Genomic DNA, 24,773 nt, shown 5'->3' with positions numbered 1-24,773 from the left:
GTGCGGAGTCGGTGGTGGGTCTTCGTCTGCCGCGTGGTGTGGAGATGGTTGCCGGGATTCTTGGTGTGTGGAAGGCGGGGGCTGCGTATGTCCCGGTGGATTCTGAACTGCCGGTCGAGCGTGTGGAGTTCATGTTTGCGGATGCCGGTGTGGGTGTGGTGGTGGACGCGAATGTCCTGGACGAGCTGGCGGATTACCCCGGTACCGCGCCCGTAGTGCGGCTGGTTCCGTCGGGGTTGGCGTATGTGATTTATACGTCGGGGTCGACGGGGGTGCCGAAGGGTGTGGCGGTCTCGCATGGTTCGTTGGTGAATTTGGTGTCGGTGTTTGGGCCGGTGATGGGTGCGGGTCCGGGTGTGGGTGTGTTGCAGTTCGCGTCGTTCAGTTTTGATGCGTCGGTGCTGGATGTGGCGGTGGCGTTGTCGTCGGGTGCGACGTTGTGGGTGGCGTCGGAGGAGCAGCGGGAGGAGCCGCGGCGGCTTGCGGAGTTGACCGGGGTACAGGCGGCGAGTGTGGTGCCGTCCCTGCTGGAGGTGTTGGACCCGGAGGATCTGTCGCGGGTCGAGGCGATGGTGGTGGGTGCCGAGGCGGTCAGTGAGTCGGTGGCGCGGGCGTGGTCTGCGGGGCGTCGGTTGGTGCATGCGTATGGGCCGACCGAGGCGACGGTGATTGTCGCGATTGGTGCGGTGGACGGGGATCGTCCGGGTCCGGTGCCGTTCGGGCGGCCGGTCGCGAATACCCGTCTGTATGCGCTGGACGATGCGCTCATGCCGGTGCCGGTGGGTGTGGCCGGGGAGCTGTATGTGGCGGGTGCGCAGCTTGCGCGCGGGTATGTGGGGCGGCCTGGTCTGACGGGTGAGCGGTTCGTGGCGTGCCCGTTCGGGACAGGTTCCGGTGAGCGGATGTATCGGACCGGGGACCTGGCCAAGTGGACGGAGGACGGGCAGCTGCTGTTCGCCGGCAGGGCGGATGAGCAGGTGAAGATCCGCGGGTTCCGGATCGAGCCCGGCGAGATCGAGACTGCCCTGTCGGCGCATCCGGAGGTGGCTCAGGCCGCGTTGATCGCGCGAGAGGACACCCCAGGAGACAAGCGCCTGGTCGCCTATGTGGTGCCTGCCGATAGCGAGATCGGTATCGATGTGGGCGTGCTGCGGGGCGTGGTGGCGTCGCGGTTGCCGGAGTACATGGTCCCGACTGCGTTCGTGACGCTGGACGAGCTGCCGCTGACGGTCAACGGCAAGCTGGACCGCAGGGCGCTGCCGGTGCCGGAGTACGCCGCGGGCGCTGGTCGGGGTCCGGCCACCGTGCAGGAGGAGATCCTGTGCGGGGCGTTCGCCGACGTCCTGGGTGTGGAGTCGGTCGGCGTCGACGACGACTTCTTTGAGCTCGGTGGGCATTCACTGTTGGCGGTACGGGTGATCTCGCGGATCCGTGTGGCGTTGGGGGTGGAGGTCCAGGTCCGGGTGTTGTTCGAGGCGCCGACGGTGGCCCGTCTTGCGGCTCGGTTGTCGGAGGGTGTGCGGGCGGCGCGGATGCCGTTGCGGGCGGCGGAGTCCCGGCCCGAGCGGCTTCCGCTCTCGTTCGCGCAGCGGCGGTTGTGGTTCATCGATCAGTTGGAGGGGCCGAGTTCGGCGTACAACATTCCGGTGCCTCTGCGGGTGAGTGGCGTCGATGTCGGGGTGTTGGAGCAGGCGTTCCGCGATGTGATCGGGCGGCACGAGTCGCTGCGCACGGTGTTCCCGGCGGTCGACGGCGAGCCGTACCAACAGATCCACAACATGCGCGATCTGAACTGGGGGTTGGAGGTCTCCCAGGTCGGCCGTGATGAGCTGGCTGAGGCTGTGGGTCGGGCCGCGGGGTATGCGTTCGATCTGGCGGTGGAGGTGCCGATTCGGGCGTGGCTGTTCGAGGCGGGTCCGGAGGAGCAGGTGCTGGTGGTGGTCATGCACCACATCGCCGGTGATGGTTGGTCGACTGCTCCGTTGGCGCGGGATCTGTCGATGGCGTATGCGGCGCGGTTGCGGGGTGAGGCCCCTGATTGGGAGCCGTTGCCGGTGCAGTATGCGGATTATGCGTTGTGGCAGCGGGAGTTGCTGGGTTCGGAGTCTGATCCGGAGAGCCTCCTTTCGCAGCAGGTGGAGTACTGGCGGCAGGTGTTGGCCGGGGCGCCGGAGGAGTTGGCGTTGCCTGTGGATCGGGTGCGTCCTGCGGTGGCGAGTCATGTGGGTCATTCGGTGCCGTTGCGGGTGTCGGCGGAGGTGCATCGGCGGCTGGTGGGGCTGGCGCGTGCCGAGGGTGTGACGGTGTTCATGGTCCTTCAGGCGTCGCTGGCGGTGACACTCTCCCGTCTCGGTGCCGGGTGGGACATCCCGGTCGCCAGTGGTGTGGCGGGCCGTTCCGATGAAGCGTTGGACGACCTGGTGGGCTTCTTCGTGGACACGTTGGTGATTCGGACGGATTTGTCGGGTGATCCGGAGTTCCGTGAGGTGTTGGGGCGGGTGCGGGAAGCGGGCCTGGGCGCTCTGGCGCATCAGGATGTGCCGTTCGAGCGGCTGGTGGAGGAGCTGGCGCCGGAGCGTTCGCTGTCCCGGCATCCGTTGGCGCAGGTGGTTTTGACCTTGCAGAACGTGGAGCGTGCGGGGTTGGAGATGCCTGGTGTGCGGTCGCGGTCGGCGGGTGGTGTGTCGGCGGGGGTGTCGGTGTCGGTGAAGTGTGATGTGGATGTGATGGTGGGGGAGGCTTTCGATGAGGAGGGGGCTCCGGCGGGGTTGCGTGGGTCGGTGACCGGTGCGGTGGATCTGTTCGATGCCGGTTCGGTGGAGGCTCTTGCCGAGCGCTGGAGCCGGGTCCTTGAGCTGGTCACGTGGGCGCCCGGGACCCGGTTGGGTGCTGTGGATGTGTTGCGGGACGGCGAGCGCGAACAGCTGCTGCGCGGATGGAACGACACCGCCGTCCCGACAGCGGACGCGTCCGTCGTAGAGGCATTCGGACAGCAGGTGGCTGCCGCTCCGGACGTGGTGGCCGTGGTGGCGGACAACATCGAGCTGATGTATGCGGAGTTGGATGCGGCGGCGAATCGGCTGGCGCACTATCTGCGTGGGATGGGTGTGGGCCCGGAGTCGGTGGTGGGAGTGTGTCTGCCACGCGGCGTGGAGTTGGTGACCGGGATTCTGGGTGTGTTGAAGGCAGGCGCGGCGTATCTGCCGATCGACGGGCGGCTGCCGGTGGAGCGGGTGGCGTTCATGTTGGCGGACAGCCGGGCGCAGCTCGTATTGGGGACGCAGGAGGCCTTGGACGATCTGCCTGCCGGGCGGGTACGAATGGTCGCCGTCGACGACCCGATGACGGCTGCGCTGCTCGAGGCCCAGCCGGACACCGCGCCGGCGGTCGCGATCGATGCGGATGGGCTGGCGTATGTGATCTATACGTCGGGTTCGACGGGTGTGCCGAAGGGGGTGGGGGTTGCGCATGCCGGTGTGGTGAATCTGGTGGCGGCGCAGGTTGAGCGGTTCGCGGTGGGGCCGGACTCGCGGGTGCTGCAGTTCGCGTCGATCGGTTTCGATGCGGCGGTGTCCGAGGTGCTGGTGACGCTCTGCTCCGGTGCGGCTTTGGTGATGGCGTCGGCGGAGGAACTGCTGCCGGGTGGCGGGCTGGTCGATCTGGTCGCCGGCAATGGCATCACGCATGCGACGTTGCCCCCCGCGGTGTTGGGCGCTCTTGACGCCGGCGACCTGGGCTCGGTGACCACGCTCGTATCGGCGGGTGAGGCGCTGGATGCGGGGTTGGTGGAGCGGTGGGCTTCGGGGCGTCGGCTGATCAATGCGTACGGGCCGACGGAGATCACGGTGTGTGCGTCGATGTCGCAGCCGCTGACACCGGGGGATGTGCCGTCGATCGGCACGCCGATCGCGAACGCGCGCCTGTACGTGCTGGACGAGACGCTCACGCCCGTTCCCGCGGGTGTGGCGGGGGAGCTGTATGTGGCCGGTGCCGGTGTGGCGCGCGGCTACGTCGGTCGTGCGGGGCTGACCGGTGAACGATTCGTGGCGTGCCCCTTCGGGACCGGGGAGCGGATGTACCGGACCGGTGACTTGGCCAAGTGGACCGCGGACGGCCAACTCGTCTTCGCCGGCCGGGCCGACGAGCAGGTGAAGGTGCGTGGTTTCCGGATCGAGCCGGGTGAGATCGAGGCCCTGCTCGAAGGCCACGCCGAGGTGTCTCAGGCTGCGGTGATCGCGCGTGAGGACACCCCGGGCGACAAACGCCTCGTCGCCTACGTGGTGCCGACGGAGCAGGACACCGACCCCGGTGAGAGCGACATCGACACGGATGGTCTGCGTGACCTCGTGGCATCCCGGTTGCCCGACTACATGGTGCCGGCCGCGTTCGTGGCACTGGCGGAGCTGCCGCTGACCGTCAACGGCAAGCTCGACCGCAAGGCGCTGCCCGCGCCGGAGTACGCCACGGGTGGGGGCCGGGCCCCGGCCACCGTTCAGGAGGAGATCCTCTGCGCAGTGTTTGCCGAGGTGCTCGGTCTCGAGTCGGTCGGCGTCGACGACAACTTCTTCCAGCTGGGCGGGCACTCCCTGCTGGCGGTGACTCTGGTCGAACGGCTCCGTGTGCGGGGCGTGTCGGTGTCGGTGCGGGCCCTGTTCGAAGCCCCCACTCCGGCCGACTTGGCCGGGGCCACGGGCATCGGATCGGTGGAGGTGCCCGAGAACCTGATCCCGGTGGGTGCGGAGCGGATCACGCCGGAGATGTTGCCGCTGGTCGAGCTGTCGCAGGCGGAGATCGACCGGGTGGCCGCGGCGGTCGACGGCGGAGCGGCGAACGTGGCGGACATCTATCCGCTGGCACCACTGCAGGAGGGCCTGCTCTTCCACCATCTGATGGCGGACGGCGGCGTGGACGCGTATGTCTCCGTACGGGTAGTGGAGTTCGCTTCGCGGGAGCACCTCGACGACTTTGCGCACGCGCTGCAGCGCGTGGTGGACCGGCACGACATCTACCGCACGGCAGTGGTGTGGGAGGGGCTGCGTGAGCCGGTGCAGGTGGTGTGGCGGCAGGCCGCACTGCTAGTGGTCGAGCATGCGCTGGAGATCGATTCGGCGGACCCGTCGGCTGCGGTCGAAGCCTTGCTGACCATGGCCGGTTCCGTGATGGGCCTGGACCGGGCTTCGCTGATGGATCTGCACGTGGCCGAGGTCCCGGAGGGCCGATGGCTCGGTGCAGTGCGGATGCATCACATGGTGCAGGACCACTTGGGCATGGACGTGCTGCTGCAGGAACTGCGGGCGGTGCTGGCCGGCCGGGAGGACGAGCTCGCACCGGCGATGCCGTTCCGGAACTTCGTGGCGCAGAGCCGTGCCGTGCCACGGTCCGAGCATGAGCGGTTCTTCAGTGAGCTGTTGGCGGATGTGAGCGGGACGACCGCCCCGTTCGGGCTCCTGGATGTGCGCGGCGACGGTTCTGATGTGGTCTCCGAGATGGTTCCCCTGGACGCGGATGTCGTAGCGGGGCTACGGGATGTGGCGCAGCGGCTCGGGGTGAGTGCGGCGACAGTGCTGCACGTGGCCTGGGCACGGATGCTTGCGGTGGTGGCCGGGCAGGACGACGTGGTGTTCGGCACCGTGCTGTTCGGCCGGATGAATGCCGGCGAGGGCTCCGACCGGGTGATCGGCCCGTTCATCAACACTCTCCCGGTGCGGTTGCGCATAGGAGACGTGGGTGTGCAGGAGGCCGTGGAGGACATGCAGGTGCAGCTGGCCGGGCTGCTGGAGCATGAGCATGCGCCGCTGGCGGTGGCACAGCAGGCCAGCGGCCTGACGGACAGCGCACCCCTGTTCACCTCCATCTTCAACTACCGGCATATCGCAGGGGAATCGAGCCAGGCGGAGTCGGAGGCGGGGCACCCGGAGTCGATGGCCGGGATCCGCAATGTGTTCGTACGGGAGCGGACGAACTATCCGATGGCGGTGTCGGTCAACGATCGCAGTGGTGGCGCTCTGACGCTGACGGTGGAGGTGGCCGACTCGGTCGACCCGCAGTTGGTGGCGCGGTTGCTGCGTACCGCGGTGGAGAACACCGTCACCTCCCTCATCGATACGCCCGACGCCACGCTGCGCAGCATCGATGTCCTCGCCACCCAGGACCGCGAGGACCTCCTCCACCGGTGGAACGACACCGAGGTCGCAGGCCCGGAGGACACCGTCATCGAGCTCTTCGCCCAGCGGGTGCACGCCGCACCGGATGCGGTGGCAGTGGTGGCCGACGGCGACGAGTGGTCGTACGTCGAGCTGGATGCACGCGCCAACCGGCTGGCGCACTGCCTGCGTGACCGCGGCGTGGGCCCGGAGTCGGTGGTCGGGCTGTGCCTGCCGCGTGGGCCGGAGCTGGTCGCCGCCATCCTGGGCGTGTGGAAGGCGGGTGCGGCGTATCTGCCGATTGATGGACAACTGCCGCGCGAACGCATCGAGTTCATGCTCGGCGACATTGGTGTGCAGCTGGTGGTGGCGGACTACACGGCAGCCGAGAACCTGGCGGCGGTGCTGACCGGCATGCCGGTCGTGTGGCTCGATGAGCCGGAAGTGCAGGCGCAGCTGGCCGAACTGCCGAGTACCGCACCGCAGTTGACAGTGTCGCCGACTGGGCTGGCGTATGTGATCTACACGTCGGGTTCGACGGGTGTGCCGAAGGGTGTGGCGGTCGCGCATGCCGGTGTGGTGAATCTGGTGGCGGAGCAGGGTGAGCGGTTCGCGGTGGGGCCGGACTCGCGGGTGCTGCAGTTCGCGTCGATCGGTTTCGATGCGGCGGTGTCCGAGGTGCTGGTGACGCTGTGCTCGGGTGCGGCTCTGGTGATGGCGTCGGCCGACGAGCTGTTGCCGGGTGGTGGGCTGGTCGATCTGGTTGCCGGTAACGGGATCACGCATGCGACGTTGCCGCCGGCGGTGCTGGGTGCTCTCGACGCCGACTCCGACTTGGGCTCGGTGACCACGCTCGTATCTGCGGGTGAGGCCCTGGACGCGGGTCTGGTGGAGCGGTGGGCTTCGGGTCGTCGGCTGATCAACGCCTACGGTCCGACGGAGATCACCGTGTGTGCGTCGATGTCTCAGCCGCTGACACCAGGAGAGGTGCCGACGATCGGCACGCCGATCGCGAACACGCGCCTGTACGTCCTCGACGAGACGCTCCAGCCGGTGCCGGTCGGAGTTGCGGGTGAGCTGTATGTGGCCGGTGCCGGTGTGGCGCGCGGCTATGTGGGTCGTGCGGGTCTGACGGGTGAGCGGTTCGTGGCGTGCCCGTTCGGTTCTGCCGGTGAGCGGATGTACCGGACCGGGGACGTGGCCAAGTGGACTGCGGACGGGCAGCTCGTCTTCGGCGGCCGGGCCGACGAGCAGGTCAAGGTCCGTGGGTTCCGCATCGAGCCCGGCGAGATCGAGGCCGTGCTGTCGGCGCGTCCGGAGGTGGCGCAGGCGGCCGTGATCGCGCGTGAGGACACGCCTGGGGACAAGCGCCTGGTCGCCTACGTAGTGGCCACGGAAACCGATGCCGGCCTGGACACAAGCGCCCTGCGGGACGTGGTGGCGTCGCGGCTGCCGGAGTACATGGTCCCGGCCGCATTTGTGACGCTGGACGAGTTGCCGCTGACGGTCAACGGCAAGCTCGACCGCAAGGCCTTGCCCGCGCCGGAATACGTCACGGGCGCGGGCCGTGCCCCGGCCACGGTGCAGGAGGAGATTCTCTGTGCGGCGTTCGCCGACGTACTGGGTCTTGAGTCCGTTGGCGTCGACGACAACTTCTTCCAGCTCGGCGGGCACTCCCTCCTGGCAGTACGACTGGTTTCGCGGATCCGTACGGTGCTGGGTGCGGAGTTGCCCCTGCGGGCGTTGTTCGAGGCGCCGACGGTGGCCGGGCTCGCGGCTCGGTTGTCGGAGGGTGTGCGGGCGGCGCGGATGCCGTTGCGGGCTGCGGGGACGCGTCCGGTGCGGGTGCCGTTGTCGTTCGCGCAGCGCCGGTTGTGGTTCATCGATCAGTTGGAGGGGCCGAGTTCGGCGTACAACATTCCGGTGCCGTTGCGGATCAGTGGCGTCGATGTCGCGGTGTTGGAGCAGGCGTTCCGCGATGTGATCGGGCGGCACGAGTCGCTGCGCACGGTGTTCCCGGCGGTCGACGGCGAGCCGTACCAACAGATCCACAACATGCGCGATCTGAACTGGGGGTTGGAGGTCTCCCAGGTCGGCCGTGATGAGCTGGCTGAGGCTGTGGGTCGGGCCGCGGGGTATGCGTTCGATCTGGCGGTGGAGGTGCCGATTCGGGCGTGGCTGTTCGAGGCGGGTCCGGAGGAGCAGGTGCTGGTGGTGGTGATGCACCACATTGCGAGCGATGGGTGGTCGACTGCTCCGTTGGCGCGGGATCTGTCGACGGCGTATGCGGCGCGGCTGCGGGGTGAGGCCCCTGATTGGGAGCCGTTGCCGGTGCAGTACGCCGACTATGCGCTGTGGCAGCGGGAGTTGCTGGGTTCGGAGTCGGACCCGGAGAGCCTCCTTTCGCAGCAGGTGGAGTACTGGCGGCAGGCGTTGGCCGGGGCGCCGGAGGAGTTGGCGTTGCCGGTGGATCGGGCGCGTCCGGCGGTGGCCAGTCACCGGGGTCATTCGGTGCCGTTGCGGGTGTCGGCCGAGGTGCATCGGCGGCTGGTGGGGCTGGCGCGTGCCGAGGGTGTGACGGTGTTCATGGTCCTTCAGGCGTCGCTGGCGGTGACACTCTCCCGTCTCGGTGCCGGGTGGGACATCCCGGTCGCCAGTGGTGTGGCGGGCCGTTCCGATGAAGCGTTGGACGACCTGGTGGGCTTCTTCGTGGACACGCTGGTGATCCGGACGGATCTGTCGGGTGATCCGGAGTTCCGTCAGGTGCTGGCGCGGGTGCGGGAAGCGGGCCTGGGCGCTCTGGCGCATCAGGATGTGCCGTTCGAGCGGCTGGTGGAGGAGCTGGCGCCGGAGCGTTCGCTGTCCCGGCATCCGTTGGCGCAGGTGGTTTTGACCTTGCAGAACGTGGAGCGTGCGGGGTTGGAGATGCCCGGTGTGCGGTCGCGGTCGGCGGGTGGTGTGTCGGCGGCGGTGTCGGTGTCGGTGAAGTGCGATGTGGACGTGATGGTGGGGGAGGCTTTCGATGAGGAGGGGGCTCCGGCGGGGTTGCGTGGGTCGGTGACCGGTGCGGTGGATCTGTTCGATGCCGGTTCGGTGCAGGCTCTTGCCGAGCGCTGGAACCGGGTCCTTGAACTCGTGACCGCGGCACCCGAGACCCGGCTGGGCGCGGTGGACGTGCTGCGCGACGACGAACGCGAGCAACTGCTGCACGTGTGGAACGACACCACCGCCCCGATCGCGGACACGTCGGCAGTGGAGTTGTTCGAGGCCCAGGCCGCGCGGACGCCCGGTGCGACGGCGGTCGTGGGTGATGGCATGGAGCTGTCCTACGGCGAGTTGGATGCGGCGGCGAACCGGCTGGCGCACCATCTGCGTGGGATGGGTGTGGGACCGGAGTCCGTGGTGGGTGTGTGCCTGCCGCGCGGCGCGGAGTTGGTGACCGCGGTCCTGGGGGCGTGGAAGGCAGGAGCGGCGTTCGTGCCGGTTGACGGGGCGCTGCCGGTGGAGCGGGTGGCGCACATACTGGCGGACAGCCGGGCGCAGCTCGTATTGGGTACGCAGGAGGCCCTCGATGACCTGCCGGCCGGGCGAGTGCGGATGATCGCGGTCGACGACCCGATGACCACCATGCTGGTCGACAACTGCTCGGACGTGCGACCGAAGACGGTGACGGGTCCCGCAGGGCTGGCGTATGTGATCTATACGTCGGGTTCGACGGGTGTGCCGAAGGGTGTGGCGGCGACCCACGGCGGGGCGCTGAACCTGGCGACTGCGCAGATCGAGCGGTTCGCGGTGGAACGTGACTCGCGGGTGTTGCAGTTCGCGTCGATCGGTTTCGATGCGGCGGTGTCCGAGGTGCTGATGGCGCTGTGCTCCGGTGCGGCTTTGGTGGTGGCTTCGGCCGATGAACTGCTGCCGGGTGGTGGGTTGGTGGAGGTCGTGGCGCGGCACTCCGTCACGCATGCGACGTTGCCGCCGGCGGTGCTGGGTGCTCTCGACGCCGACACCGACCTGGACTCGCTGACCACGCTCGTGTCTGCGGGTGAGGCCCTGGACGCGGGTCTGGTGGAGCGGTGGGCTTCGGGTCGTCGGCTGATCAACGCCTACGGTCCGACGGAGATCACCGTGTGTGCGTCGATGTCGCAACCGCTGACGCCGGGGGATAAGCCGACGATCGGCACACCGATCGCCAACGGCCGCTTGTTCGTGCTGGATGAGGCGCTGAAGCCGGTGCCGGTGGGTGTTGCGGGTGAGCTGTATGTGGCGGGTGCCGGTGTGGCGCGCGGCTATGTGGGCCGTGCGGGGCTGACGGGTGAGCGGTTCGTGGCCTGCCCGTTCGGAGCGTCCGGGGCGCGGATGTACCGGACCGGAGACCTGGCCAAGTGGACGGCGGACGGTCAACTCGTCTTCGGCGGCCGGGCCGACGAGCAGGTCAAGGTGCGTGGTTTCCGGATCGAGCCGGGTGAGATCGAGGCGGTCCTGTCGGCTCATCCGGAGGTGTCTCAGGCCGCGGTGATCGCGCGTGAGGACACCCCGGGCGACAAGCGCCTCGTCGCCTACGTGGTGCCGACGGACCAGGACACCGACGCCCTTGACGGAGACCGGTTGCGAGCAGCGGCTGCGTCGCGGTTGCCGGAGTACATGGTGCCGGCCGCGTTCGTCACGCTGGACGAGCTGCCGCTGACCGTCAACGGCAAGCTGGACCGCAAGTCCCTGCCGGCGCCGGAGTACGCCACGGGCGCGGGCCGTGCCCCGGCCACCGTTCAGGAGGAGATCCTCTGCGCAGTGTTCGCCGAGGTGCTCGGTCTCGAGTCGGTCGGCGTTGACGACAACTTCTTCGAGCTGGGCGGGCATTCGCTGCTGGCGGTGCGCCTGACGTCACGGGTCCGTGTGGTTCTCGGCGTGGAGGTCGAGGTACGGGCGTTGTTCGAGGCGCCGACCGCGGCCGGGCTCGCGGCGCGGCTGGCCGAGGGCGCGGGGCGGGCCCGCAAGGCGTTGACGGTGGTGGAGACGCGGCCCGAGCGGGTGCCGTTGTCGTTCGCCCAGCGGCGGCTGTGGTTCCTGGACCAGCTGGAGGGCCCGAGCCCGACGTACAACATTCCGGTGCCGCTGCGCATGAGCGGTGCGGACACCGCGGCGCTGGGTGCCGCCTTGCGGGACGTGATCGGACGGCACGAGTCGTTGCGGACGGTCTTCCCCGCCGTGGACGGTGAGCCGTACCAGCGGATCCTCCATCCGGCGGACCTGGCTTGGGGGCTCGAGGTTTCCCAGGTCGCGCCCGAGGACCTGGCGGACGCGGTGGGGCAGGCGTCGCAGTACGCGTTCGATCTGTCGAGGGAACTGCCGATCCGGGCGTGGCTGTTCGAGGCCGGCCCCGAGGAGCAGGTGCTGCTGGTGGTCATGCACCACATCGCCGGCGATGGCTGGTCCCGTGGCCCGCTGGGCCGGGATCTGTCGGCGGCGTACGCGGCGCGGCTGCGTGGCGAGGCTCCGGAGTGGGAGCCGCTACCGGTGCAGTATGCCGACTACAGCCTGTGGCAGCGGGAGCTGCTGGGCGAGGAGTCCGACCCCGACAGCCTTGTCGCGGCACAGGTCGGCTACTGGCGGCAGGCGCTGGCCGATGCGCCGGAGGAGCTGGCGCTGCCGGTGGACCGGGCACGCCCGGCGGTGGCGAGCCATGTGGGGCACCCGGTGCCGGTGCGGGTGTCCGCCGAGGTGCATCAGCGCCTGGTGGAGCTGGCACGGGCCGAGGGCGTCACGATGTTCATGGTGGTGCAGGCAGCCCTCGCGGTGACCCTGTCGCGGCTCGGCGCAGGCACTGATGTCCCGATCGGATCCGGTGTGGCCGGTCGCGCCGACGAGGCGCTGGACGACCTGGTCGGCTTCTTCATCAACACGTTGGTGGTTCGGACGGATCTGACGGGTGATCCGGAGTTCCGTCAGGTGCTGGCCCGGGTGCGGGAGGCAAGTCTCGGGGCGTTCGCGCATCAGGATGTGCCGTTCGAGCGGCTGGTGGAGGAGCTGGCACCGCAGCGGTCGATGGCCAGGCATCCGCTCTTCCAGGTGTCGCTGACCCTGCAGAACGTCGAGCGGGCCGGGCTGGAGATGCCCGGTGTGCGGACCGGTGGGGGCGCCGGCGTCGAAGGCGCCATGACGGCGTCGGTGAAGTGCGACGTGGATGTGATGGTCGGGGAGGTCTACGACGAGGACGGCCGTCCGGCCGGACTGCGCGGGTCCGTCATCGGGGCGGTGGACCTGTTCGACGCCGGTTCGGTGGAGGCTCTTGCCGAGCGGTGGAGCGGGGTCCTTGAGCTGGTGACCGCGGCGCCCGACACCCGGCTGAGTGCCGTGGACGTGCTGCGGCCCGATGAGCGCGAACAGCTGCTGCGCGGAGGGAATGCCTCGCCGGTCGAGGTGGTGGGTTCGTCGATGGTGGAGCTGTTCGAGGCTCAGGTGGCTGCGGCTCCGGGCGCCGCGGCGGTGGTCGGCGACGGTGTCGAGTTGTCGTATGCGCAGGTGGACGTTGCGGCCAACCGTATGGCGCACTATCTGCGCGGGATCGGTGTCGGCCCGGAGTCCGTAGTGGGTCTCTGCCTCCCGCGTGGGGAAGAGTTGGTGACCGCGATCCTGGCTGTGTGGAAGGCGGGGGCGGCGTATCTGCCGATCGACGCACGGCAGCCTGCCGAGCGAATCCGGTTCATGATCGCCGACAGCGGCGCTTCGGTCGTGCTGACCGGCGGTTCGGAGGCGGTGCCGGCGGATGCGCTGAACGGGGTGACCGTGGCGCCGCTGGATGCCCGACGTGTGCGAGACCGGATCGACGCCTGCCCGCAGACCGCACCTGACTTCACGATTGGCACCACCGGACTGGCGTATGTGATCTATACGTCGGGGTCGACGGGCCGCCCCAAGGGGGTTGCGCTCACCCATGGCGGAACGGTGAACCTGGCGACCGCGCAGATCGAGCGGTTCGCGGTCGAGCGCGATGCGCGAGTGCTGCAGTTCGCGTCGATCGGATTCGACGCCGCGACGTGGGAGGTGCTGATGGCGCTGGGCGCCGGGGCCGCCTTGGTGGTGGCGTCGGCGGAAGAGTTGACTCCAGGGGGTGGGCTGGCCGAGGTGGTGGCCCGTCATGGGGTGACGCACGCGACATTGCCCCCGGTGGTGCTGGGGGCTCTCGGCGCCGACGACCTGGGATCCGTGACCACGCTCGTATCGGCTGGTGAGGCGCTGGATGCGGGGTTGGTGGAGCGGTGGGCTTCGGGTCGTCGACTGATCAATGCCTATGGTCCGACGGAGATCACGGTGTGTGCGTCGATGTCGCAGCCGCTGGCGCCGGGGGATGTGCCGTCGATCGGCACGCCGATCGCCAACGGCCGCTTGTTCGTGCTGGATGCTGCGCTGCAGCCGGTGCCGTCAGGGGTCGCGGGCGAGCTGTACGTGGCCGGTGCGGGGGTGGCACGCGGGTATGTGGGCCGCCCCGGGTTGACGGGCGAGCGGTTCGTGGCCTGCCCGTTCGGATCTGCCGGCGAGCGAATGTACCGGACCGGGGACCTGGCCAAGTGGACGACGGACGGCCGGCTGATGTTCGTCGGGCGCGCCGATGAGCAGGTGAAGATACGCGGCTTCCGGATCGAACTCGGCGAGATCGAGGCCGTGTTGGGCGCGCATCCCGATGTGGCCCGGACCGCGGTGCTGGCACGTGAGGACACTCCGGGTGACAAGCGTCTGGTCGCCTACATCGTCCCTGCCGATGGCGCCGACGCCACCGCGATCGATGGGGAGGGTGTGCGGAGGTTCGTGGCCTCCCGGCTGCCGGAGTACATGGTGCCGGCCGCGTTCGTCACGCTGGACGAGCTGCCGCTGACCGTCAACGGCAAGCTGGACCGCAAGTCCCTGCCCGCGCCGGAATACGACACCGGGACGAGCCGTGCCCCGGTCACCGTGCAGGAGGAGATCCTGTGCGGGGTGTTCGCCGAGGTGCTGGGGCTCGCGTCGGTCGGGGTCGATGACAACTTCTTCAAGCTGGGGGGCCATTCGCTGCTGGCGGCGCGCTTGATCGCCCGGGCCCGCACGGTGTTGGGGGTGGAGGTCGGGCTCAGGGCGTTGTTCGAGGCGCCGACGGTGGCCGGGCTCGCGGCCCGCCTGGGCGAGGGCGCGGCGCAAGCTCAGCTGCCGCTGCGGGCGAGGCCGCGTCCGGAGCTGGTGCCGTTGTCGTTCGCGCAACGGCGGCTGTGGTTCCTGGCGCAGCTCGAAGGCCCGAACCCGGCCTACAACATCGCGGTGCCGATCCGGCTGAGCGGTGTCGACGCCGCGGCGCTGAGCGCGGCGCTGCGGGATGTGATCGACAGGCACGAGTCGCTGCGCACGGTGTTCCCGGCCGTGGACGGCGAGCCGTACCAGCGGATCCTCGATCCACAGGATCTGGAGTGGGAACTGCGGGTCACCCAGGTGGAGACCGGCGAGTTGAGCGATGCCGTGGTGCGGGCGTCGCAGCATGCGTTCGACCTGTCGGCGGAGCTGCCGATCCGGGCGTGGCTCTTCCAGGCCGGTTCCGGTGAGCAGATGCTGGTGGTGGTCGTGCACCACATCGCAGGCGACGGTTGGTCGATGGGTCCGCTGAGTCGGGATCTGTCGGCGGCGTACGCGGCGCGGCTGCGGGGTGAGTCACCCGGCTGGGAGCCGCTGGCGGTGCAGTATGCGGATTACGCCTTGTGGCAGCGGGAGTTGCTGGGCGAGGAGTCCGATCCGGGCAGTCTGCTGTCGGCGCAACTGGAGTACTGGCGGGGCACGTTGGCCGGCGCGCCGGAGGAACTGGCGCTACCGGTGGACCGGGCACGTCCGGCGGTGGCCAGCCATCGTGGGCATGTCGCGCCGCTGCGGGTGTCGGCGGAGGTGCATCGGCGTCTGGTGGAGCTGGCGCGTGCCGAGGGTGTGACGGTGTTCATGATCCTGCAGGCCGCGCTGGCGGTGACTGTCTCGCGGGTGGGGGCAGGGACGGACATTCCGATCGGGTCGCCGATTGCGGGGCGCAACGATGAGGCGTTGGAGAACCTGGTCGGGCTCTTCCTGAACACGCTGGTGGTCCGGACTGATCTGTCGGGTGAGCCGGAGTTCCGCGAGGTGTTGAGGCGGGTGCGGGAGGCCAGCCTCGGCGCGTTCGCACATCAGGATGTGCCGTTCGAGCGGCTGGTGGAGGAGTTGGCGCCCGAGCGGTCGATGGCTCGGCATCCGTTGGCGCAGGTCGTGCTGACCATGCAGACCACCGGAGACGCGGCCCTGGAACTGTCCGGCGCCCGTACCGCCGGCGGAAACACGCAGCAGAGCGGTGAAGCCACGGCCTCGGTGAAGTTCGACGTATGGGTCGCGCTCGGCGAGGTGCATGACGCCGCGGGGGCACCGGCGGGGCTTCGTGGCGGGATAACGGTGGCGGCGGACATGTTCGACAAGCCGGCTGCCGACCGGTTCGCGCAGTGGTTCACCCGGGTGCTCCAGGCGGTGGTGGCTGCCCCTGACATCGCGGTGCGTGCGATCGAGGTGCTCGATGCGGATGAGCGGGACCGTGTGCTGGTGCGGTGGAACGACACCGCGGCGGGGGTGACGGGTTCGTCCGTGGTCGGCTTGTTCGAGGAGCGGGTGCGGGCGGTTCCGGGTGCTGTGGCGCTGGTGGCTGATGGTGCCCAGGTCACGTATCGGGAGCTTGATGCGCGGGCGGGTCGTCTGGCGTGCTATCTGCGTGATCTGGGTGTGGGCCCGGAGTCGGTGGTGGGCTTGAGTCTGCCGCGTGGCGTGGAGATGGTGACGGCGATCCTGGCGGTGTGGAAGGCGGGCGCGGCGTACCTGCCGATTGACGCCCAACTCCCCGCGGAACGGGTCGCGTTCATGCTGACCGACAGCCGGGCGCAGCTCGTGCTCGGCACCCAGGAGACACTGGACGACCTCCCGGTCGGCCGGGTGCGGATGGTCGCCGTTGACGACCCGATGACCGCCGCGCTCCTCGATGGGTACAGGGAGACCTCGCCCGATGTGGTGGTGGACGCGGCCGGGTTGGCGTACGTGATCTATACGTCGGGCTCGTCCGGGGTGCCGAAGGGTGTGGCGGTGACGCATGGGTCGCTGGCCAATTATGTGTCGTCGGTGTCGGGGCGGTTGGGCTGGGATGTGCCGGGGGCGCGGTATGCGTTGTTGCAGGCGCAGGTGACGGACCTGGGCAACACGGTGGTGTTCGCGAGCCTGGTCTCTGGCGGACAACTGCACGTACTGGACGCGGAGTTGGTGACGGATCCGGTTGCCGTGTCCGGGTATCTGCGCGAGCAGCGGATCGACGCGATGAAGGTGGTGCCTTCGCATCTGGCGGCGTTGACGGCCGCTGCGGGTGTCGAGGCGTTGCTGCCGGCCGGGTCCGTGGTGCTCGGTGGCGAGGCGGCGCAGGTCGACTGGACGGCGGAACTGATCGCGGCGGCCGGTGACCGGAAGGTGTTCAACCACTACGGACCGACGGAGACCACGGTCGGAGTGGCTACCGCTGAGCTGACCGCGGAAGGGGTGGCTGGTGGAGTGGTGCCGATCGGCACGCCGATCGCCAACACCCGGCTGTTCGTGCTCGATGGGACGCTGCGGCCGGTGCCGGTCGGAGTGGCGGGCGAGCTGTATGTGGCCGGTGCCGGGCTTGCGCGCGGGTACGTGGGCCGTGCGGGTCTGACCGGTGAGCGGTTCGTGGCGTGCCCCTTCCCGGCCGGTTCCGGTGAGCGCATGTACCGCACCGGCGATCTGGCCAAGTGGACGCCCGACGGGCAGTTGGTGTTCCTCGGCCGGGCCGACGCGCAGGTGAAGATCCGCGGGTTCCGCATCGAGCCGGGCGAGATCGAGGCCGTCCTGTCGGCGCATCCGGAGGTGTCTCAGGCCGCGGTGATCGCGCGTGAGGACACCCCGGGCGACCGGCGCCTGGTCGCCTACGTGACGCCCTCCGACACCGACGCCGAAGACGTGGACAGCGGTGGCATAGGGGAGTTCCTCGCGCAGCGGCTGCCCGATCACATGGTCCCGGCCGCGTTCGTCACGCTGGACGCGCTGCCGCTGACTGCCAACGGCAAGCTGGACCGCAAGGCCCTGCCGGCGCCGGAATACGCCACTGGCGTGGGTCGGGGCCCGGCCACGCCTGCGGAGGAGATCCTGTGCGCGGCGTTTGCCGACATCCTCGGGGTGGAGTCGGTGGGCGTGGACGACGGCTTCTTCGAGCTGGGTGGCCATTCGCTGCTCGCGGTCAGGCTGGTGTCGCGGATCCGTGTCGTACTCGGCGTAGAGATCGAGGTCCGGACGCTGTTCGAGGCCCCGACGGTGGCCGGCCTGGCGGCCTGGATGGCCGAGGGAGCGGGGCAGGCGCGTACGCCGCTGCGGGCGAGGACGCGTCCGGAGCGGGTGCCGTTGTCGTTCGCGCAGCGGCGGCTGTGGTTCCTGGGGCAGTTGGAGGGGCCGAACCCGACGTACAACATTCCCGTGGTGGTGTCGCTCGGCGGGGTGGACGCCGCGGTGCTGGGCGCGGCGTTGCGGGATGTGATCGAACGTCATGAGTCGCTGCGCACGCTCTTCCCGGCAGTGAACGGCGAGCCCTACCAGCGCATCCTTGCCCCCGGGGAGCTCGACTGGGCTGTCCAGGTCACCCAGGTGACGCCTGGCGAACTGCCTGCGGCCGTGCGGCAGGCATCGGAGTACGCGTTCGATCTGTCGGCGGAGCTTCCGGTCCGGGCGTGGCTGTTCGAGGCCGGCCCCGAGGAGCAGGTGCTGGTGGTGGTCATGCACCACATCGCCAGCGACGGCTGGTCGATGGGTCCGCTCAGCCGGGATGTGTCGGCGGCGTACGCGGCGCGGCTGCGGGGCCGGACCCCGGAGTGGGAGCCGCTGCCGGTGCAGTACTCCGACTACGCCCTGTGGCAGCGGGAGTTGCTGGGCGAGGAGTCCGATCCGGACAGCCGGCTGTCGCAGCAGGTGCGGTACTGGCGGGCGACGTTGGCCGGCGCGCCGGAGGAGCTGGCGCTGCCGGTGGACCGGCCGCGGCCGGTGGTGGCCACCCACCGCGGTCACGCCGTGCCGTTCCGGGTGTCGGCCGAGGTGCACCAGCGGGCGACGGAGCTGGCGCGGGCCGAGGGCGTGACACCGTTCATGGTGGTGCAGGCCGCCTTGGCGGTGACGCTGTCGCGCGTCGGGGCCGGCACCGACATTCCCATCGGGTCTCCGATAGCGGGCCGCAATGATGAGGCGCTGGACGACCTGGTCGGGTTCTTCCTCAACAGCCTGGTGATCCGCACGGACCTGTCGGGTGACCCGGAGTTCCGTCAGGTGCTGGCACGGGTGCGGGAGGCCAGCCTGGGCGCGTTCGCGCACCAGGACGTGCCGTTCGAGCGGCTGGTCGAGGAGCTGGCGCCGGAGCGGTCGATGTCCCGCCATCCGCTGTTTCAGGTCACGCTGACCGTGCAGACCATGGAGCGCGCCTCGCTCGAAATGCCGGGGCGGCGGACCGGCCGTGGAGCCCTTGAGGTGGACGGCTCGGTGCCGGTGCCCGCGAAGTTCGATCTCGACGTGACGATGGTGGAGCAGCTCGATGACCGGCGCCGGCCGGCTGGTTGGCACGGCATGGTGACGGTGGCGGCGGACCTGTTCGACGAACCGGCGGCCGCCAGGTTCGCCGGCTGGTTCGCGCGGGTGCTCGACATGGTGACCACGACGCCTGATGTGCGGCTCGCAGCGGTGGACATTCTCGATGCGCAGGAGCGCGAGCTGCTGGTCGGCGGGTGGAATGACACGGCCACGAATGTGGTGGGCCCGTCGGTGGTGGAGGTGTTCGAGCGGCAGGTGAAGGCTGCGCCGGGTGCGGTCGCGGTGGTGGCTGACGGCGTGGAGGTGACGTATCGGGAGCTGGCCGCGGCGGCGAACCGGCTGGCCCGTCATCTGCGCGGCATGGGCGTGGGGCCTGAGTCGGTGGTGGGTCTGTGCCTGCCGCGCGGCGCCGGCCTTGTGACCGCGATTCTGGCCGTGTTGAAGGCGGGTGCGGCGTACCTGCCGATCGACGGGCGGCTGCCGGTGGACCGGGTGGCGTTCATGCTGGCGGACAGCCGTGCGCAGCTCGTCCTGGGCACGCAGGATCTACTGGACGATCTTCCGGTCGGCCGTGTGCCGTTGGTCGCCCTCGACGACCGCACGACGTCCGCGCTTGTGGACGCTCAGCCGGAGGCCGCGCCGGACGTGTCGATCGACCCGGCCGCTCTGGCGTATGTGATCTATACGTCGGGGTCGACGGGGGCCCCGAAGGGTGTGGCGATCGAGCACGCCGGGATCGTGAACCTGGTGGCCGCCCAGGGCGGGCGGTTCGCGGTGGAACAAGGCTCGCGGGTGCTGCAGTTCGCCTCGGCCGGTTTCGATGCGGCGGTGTCGGAAGTGCTGGTGACACTGTGCTCGGGTGCGGCATTGGTGATGGCGCCGGTGGACGAGTTGCTGCCCGGTGGCGGGTTGGTCGATCTGGTCGCCGGTCACGGCATCACGCATACGACGCTGCCCCCGGCGGTCCTGAGGGCTCTCGGCGCCGCCGACCTGGACTCGGTGACCACGCTGGTATCCGCCGGCGAGGCCCTGGACGCGGATCTTGTCGAGCGGTGGGCGCCAGGCCGTCGTCTGATCAACGCCTACGGTCCGACGGAGATCACGGTGTGTGCGTCGATGTCGCTGCCGCTCTCGCCCGGTGATGAGCCGTTGATCGGTACGCCGATCGCCAACGTCCGTCTGTTTGTGCTGGACGACACGCTCAGCCCCGCCCCGGTGGGGGTCGCAGGCGAACTCTATGTCGCTGGTGCCGGTGTGGCACGCGGATACGTGGGCCGTCCCGGGCTGACGGGCGAGCGGTTCGTGGCGTGCCCGTTCGACTCCGTCGGTGAGCGGATGTATCGCACCGGAGACGTGGTCAAGTGGGCCCCGGACGGCCGGTTGGTGTTCGTCGGGCGGGCCGACGAACAGGTGAAGGTGCGCGGCTTCCGGATCGAGCCCGGCGAGATCGAGGCCGTGCTGTCGACCCACCCGGAGGTCCGGCAGGCGGTCGTGGTGGCCCGCGAGGACGCCCCCGGGGACAAGCGGCTGGTCGCCTACGTCGTCCCCGCGGACGATGGCGATGACGACATGGACCTTGCCGGTCTGCGGGAGTTCGTGGCCGGGCAGCTGCCGGACTACATGGTTCCGGCCGCTGTCGTCCCGCTGCCGGTGCTGCCGTTGACGGTGAACGGCAAGCTGGACCGCAAGGCGCTGCCTGCCCCCGAGTACGCCTCAGGAGCGGGCCGTGGGCCCTCGACGGTGCGGGAGGAGATCCTGTGTGTGGCGTTCGCCGACGTGCTGGGTCTTGAGTCGGTGGGCGTGGACGACAACTTCTTCCAGCTGGGCGGGCATTCGCTGCTGGCGGTGCGGCTCGTGTCGCGGATCCGCGCGGTGCTGGGCGTGGAGGTCGAGGTCAGGACCCTGTTCGAGTTTCCGACGGTGGCCGGTCTCGCCGCCCATCGGGCCGGGAGCGAGCGGCAGGTCCGAACGCCGTTGCGTGCGGCGGGAACGCGGCCCGAGCGGGTGCCGTTGTCGTTCGCGCAGCAACGGCTGTGGTTCCTCGCGCAGCTCGAAGGCCCGAGCCCGACGTACAACCTGCCCACGACGATCCGGCTGAGCGGCGATGTGGATGTGGCCGCGCTGGGTGCGGCACTGCGGGATGTCATCGGCCGGCACGAGTCGCTCCGGACGGTTTTCCCCGCGGTGGACGGCACGCCGTACCAGCAGATCCTCGACCCTCGGGACCTGGAATGGGAACTGCGGGTCTCCCAAGTGGAGCGCGGCGAACGGGCGGAAGCCGTCGCGGAGGCGATGCGGTACGCGTTCGATCTGTCGGCGGAACTGCCGATCCGGGCCTGGCTGTTCGACTCGGGTGGCGAGCAGCTCCTGGTGGTCGTGATGCATCACATCGCCGGCGACGGCTGGTCGATGGCGCCGCTGAGCCGGGATCTCTCAACGGCGTACGCGGCCCGGCTGCAGGGTCGCGCCCCCGACTGGGAGCCGCTGCCGGTGCAGTACGCCGACTACACGCTCTGGCAGCGGGAGTTGCTGGGCGAGGAGTCCGATCCCGACAGCCTGCTGTCGACCCAGACCGCGTACTGGCGGAACACGTTGGCGGGAGCGCCGGAGGAGCTGGCGCTGCCGGTGGATCGCCCGCGACCGGCGGAGGCCGGCCACCGGGGACACCGGGTGCCGCTGCGGGTGCCGACCGAGGTGCACCAGAGGCTGGCGGAGCTCTCGCGGGCCGAGGGCGTGACGGTGTTCATGGTGCTGCAGGCCGCGCTGGCGGTGACGCTGTCGCGCCTGGGGGCCGGTACTGACATTCCCATCGGGTCTCCGACAGCGGGCCGCAATGATGAGGCGCTGGACGGCCTGGTCGGGTTCTTCGTCAACAGCCTCGTGATCCGTACGGACTTGTCGGGTGACCCGGAGTTCCGTCAGGTGCTGGCCCGGGTGCGGGAGGCCGGCCTGGGAGCGTTCGCGCACCAGGACATGCCGTTCGAACGCCTGGTGGAAGAACTGGCACCGACCCGGTCGATGGCACGCCACCCGCTGTTCCAGGTGTTCCTCACCCTCCAGAACACCGACGAGGCGTCGCTGGAGCTACCGGGCGCGCGCACCGGCACGGGCGCTGATTCGCCCGGCGGAGCGGCGGCATCGGCGTCGGCGAAGTACGACCTGAACGTCGGGATCGCCGAGATGTTCGACGACGAGAATCGTCCGGCGGGGCTGCGCGGAACCGTCACTGTGGCGGCGGACCTGTTCGACGAGGACACGGCCGGGCGCATGGCGGACTGGTTCGTTCGGGTGCTGAACACGGTGACGGCGGCCCCGGAGGTGCGGCTGGCCGCGGTGGATGTTCTTGATGCCGGTGAGCGGGACCGTGTGCTGGTGCGGTGGAACGACACCGCGGCGGGGGTGACGGGTTCGTCCGTGGTCGGCTTGTTCGAGGAGCGGGTGCGGGCGGTTCCGGGTGCTGTGGCGCTGGTGGCTGATGGTGCCCAGGTCACGTATCGGGAGCTTGATGCGCGGGCGGGTCGTCTGGCGTGCTATTTGCGTGATCTGGGTGTGGGCCCGGAGTCGGTGGTGGGGTTGTGCCTGCCGCGTGGCGTGGAGATGGTGACGGCGATCCTGGCGGTGTGGAAGGCAGGCGCGGCGTATCTGCCGGTTGATGGGGAACTGCCGGCGGAGCGGGTGGCGTTCATGCTGGCCGACAGCCGGGCGCAACTTGTGCTGGGCACCCAGGACGCGCTGAGTGGTCTGTCGGCCGGGCAGCTCCGGACAGTTGCCGTAGACGATCCGACAACCACCGCGCTCCTCGACGGTTATGGGGATGCGTCGCCTGGTGTGGCTATGGATGTGGCTGGGTTGGCGTATGTGATGTATACGTCGGGGTCGTCGGGGGTGCCGAAGGGTGTGGCGGTGACGCATGGGTCGCTGGCCAATTATGTGGTGTCGGTGTCGGTGTCGGGGCGGTTGGGTTGGGATGTGCCGGGGGCGCGGTATGCGTTGTTGCAGGCGCAGGTGACGGACCTAGGGAACACGGTGGTGTTCGCGAGTCTGGTCACGGGTGGACAACTGCACGTACTGGATGCGGAGTTGGTGACGGATCCGGAAGCGGTGGCGCGGTATGTGGCCGAGGAGCGGATCGACCACGTCAAGGTGGTGCCGTCGCATCTGGCGGCGTTGACGGCTGTGGTGGGTGTCGAGGCGTTGCTGCCGGCGGGGTCGGTGGTGCTGGGCGGTGAGGCGGCGCAGGCCGGCTGGGTCAGGGAATTGGTCCAGGTGGCGACTGCTGGTGGTCGGCGGGTGTTCAACCACTACGGGCCGACGGAGACCACAGTCGGGGTGGCGACCGGTGAGCTGACCGCTGAGGTGGTGGATGGCGGGGTGGTGCCGATCGGTACGCCGATCGCCAACACCCGTCTGTTCGTACTCGATGACGCGCTGCGGCCGGTGCCGGTCGGGGTGGCGGGCGAGCTCTACGTTGCCGGTGCCTCACTTGCACGTGGGTACGTGGGCCGGCCCGGTCTGACGGGTGAGCGGTTCGTGGCGTGCCCCTTCGGGACCGTTTCCGGGGAGCGGATGTACCGGACCGGGGACCTGGCCAAGTGGACGGTGGACGGTCAACTCGTCTTCGCCGGGCGGGCCGATGAGCAGGTGAAGATCCGCGGCTTCCGCATCGAGCCCGGCGAGATCGAGGCTGCCCTGTCGGCGCATCCGGAGGTGTCTCAGGCTGCGGTGATCGCGCGGGAGGACACCCCGGGTGACAAGCGCCTGGTCGCCTACGTGGTACCCGCGGGCGCGGACGCCGGCTTGGCCACCGGCGAACTGCGCGGCTTCGTGGCGGGTCGGCTGCCCGATCACATGGTCCCGGCCGCGTTCGTCACGCTGGACGCGCTGCCGTTGACCGCCAACGGCAAGCTGGACCGCAAGGCCCTGCCCACCCCCGACTACACCGCCGGGACCACCGGGACGGCCACGACGAGGAATCTCGCTACGAGCCTGGAGTACGTCGTGAGCGAGGTGTTCGCCGAGGTCCTCGGGGTTGACGAGGTCGGCTTCGACGACGACTTCTTCCAGCTCGGCGGGCATTCCCTGTTGGCGGTCACGCTCGCCGCGCGGCTGCGGGAGAAGGGGATCTCCACCACGGTGCGCAATGTGTTCGCGGCGCCGACCGTCGCCGGAATCGTCCGCCAGCTGGACCTGGCGTCCATGGGTGACTCACTCGGCAGGGTCCTGCCGATACGGACCGAAGGTGACCAGCCGCCGTTCTTCTTCGTCCATCCCGCATCCGGCCTGAGCTGGTGCTACCGGCCGCTGGCACGGTTTGTCCCGGACGGCATCCCGCTGTACGGGCTGCAGGCCGCCGGGATGGACGGCAACGGGACGCTACCGGGCAGCATCGAGGAATTGGCGGCGGAGTACATCGAGCAGATCCGTGCCGTCCAGCCCGACGGCCCCTACCACCTCGTGGGCTTCTCGTTCGGTGGCATCCCCGTACATGAGATGGCCGTGCGCCTGCAGGAGGCGGGTGAGACCGTCGCCGCCCTGGTCGTCATGGACGCCTACCCGGCGCAGGCTCGGGATGATGAGCCGGTCCGACCTGTCGAGGCGGTCGGGGCCGGGGAGTCCGTCGGCGTCACGGAGGACGAGAACGCCACGCGGCCGGCCCTCGAAGAGCACGACCCGGAGCTGCGGCTGCGGGAGATGGCGGCTCGGTTCAGGGAGGAGATCGGCGAGGTCATCGACGGTATCTCGGAGGATGAACTGCTCCTCATCGCGAAGATCTTCCGCAACAACACGGAGATGCGACGACGGCACGAGCTCGGTGTCTTCGACGGCGACCTACTGCTCGTCGTCGCCGAGGACGGCGGCGAGAACGCCACGCCGGACGAACGGCTGCGGCTCTGGGAGCCCTACGTCCGCGGTTCCATCGCGGCGGTCGGCCTGCCTTGCCGGCACACCAACCTGATGCTGCCCGAGATGCTGAGCCGGGCATGGCAGGCGATAGCCGAATGGATGGAGACGCGTCGCACGGAACCGGGAGCCTGA

The 24,773-nt window shown here is 69.6% G+C and carries 1 protein-coding gene (running past one end of the window); it reads left to right on the top strand.

Annotated features, from left to right (window positions below; translation table 11 throughout):
- Positions 1-24,773: the 3' portion of a non-ribosomal peptide synthase/polyketide synthase gene (locus OHA73_RS02710; RefSeq protein ID WP_327658388.1), read on the top strand. The gene continues 14,293 nt to the left of window position 1, outside the view; 24,773 of the gene's 39,066 nt are visible here — the last part of the coding sequence; the start codon falls outside the window, past its left edge; its stop codon occupies positions 24,771-24,773.

Origin of the sequence: Streptomyces sp. NBC_00483 (genome assembly GCF_036013745.1) — a bacterium.
Lineage (GTDB): Bacteria > Actinomycetota > Actinomycetes > Streptomycetales > Streptomycetaceae > Streptomyces.
This window is presented reverse-complemented; position numbering and strand designations above follow the sequence as displayed.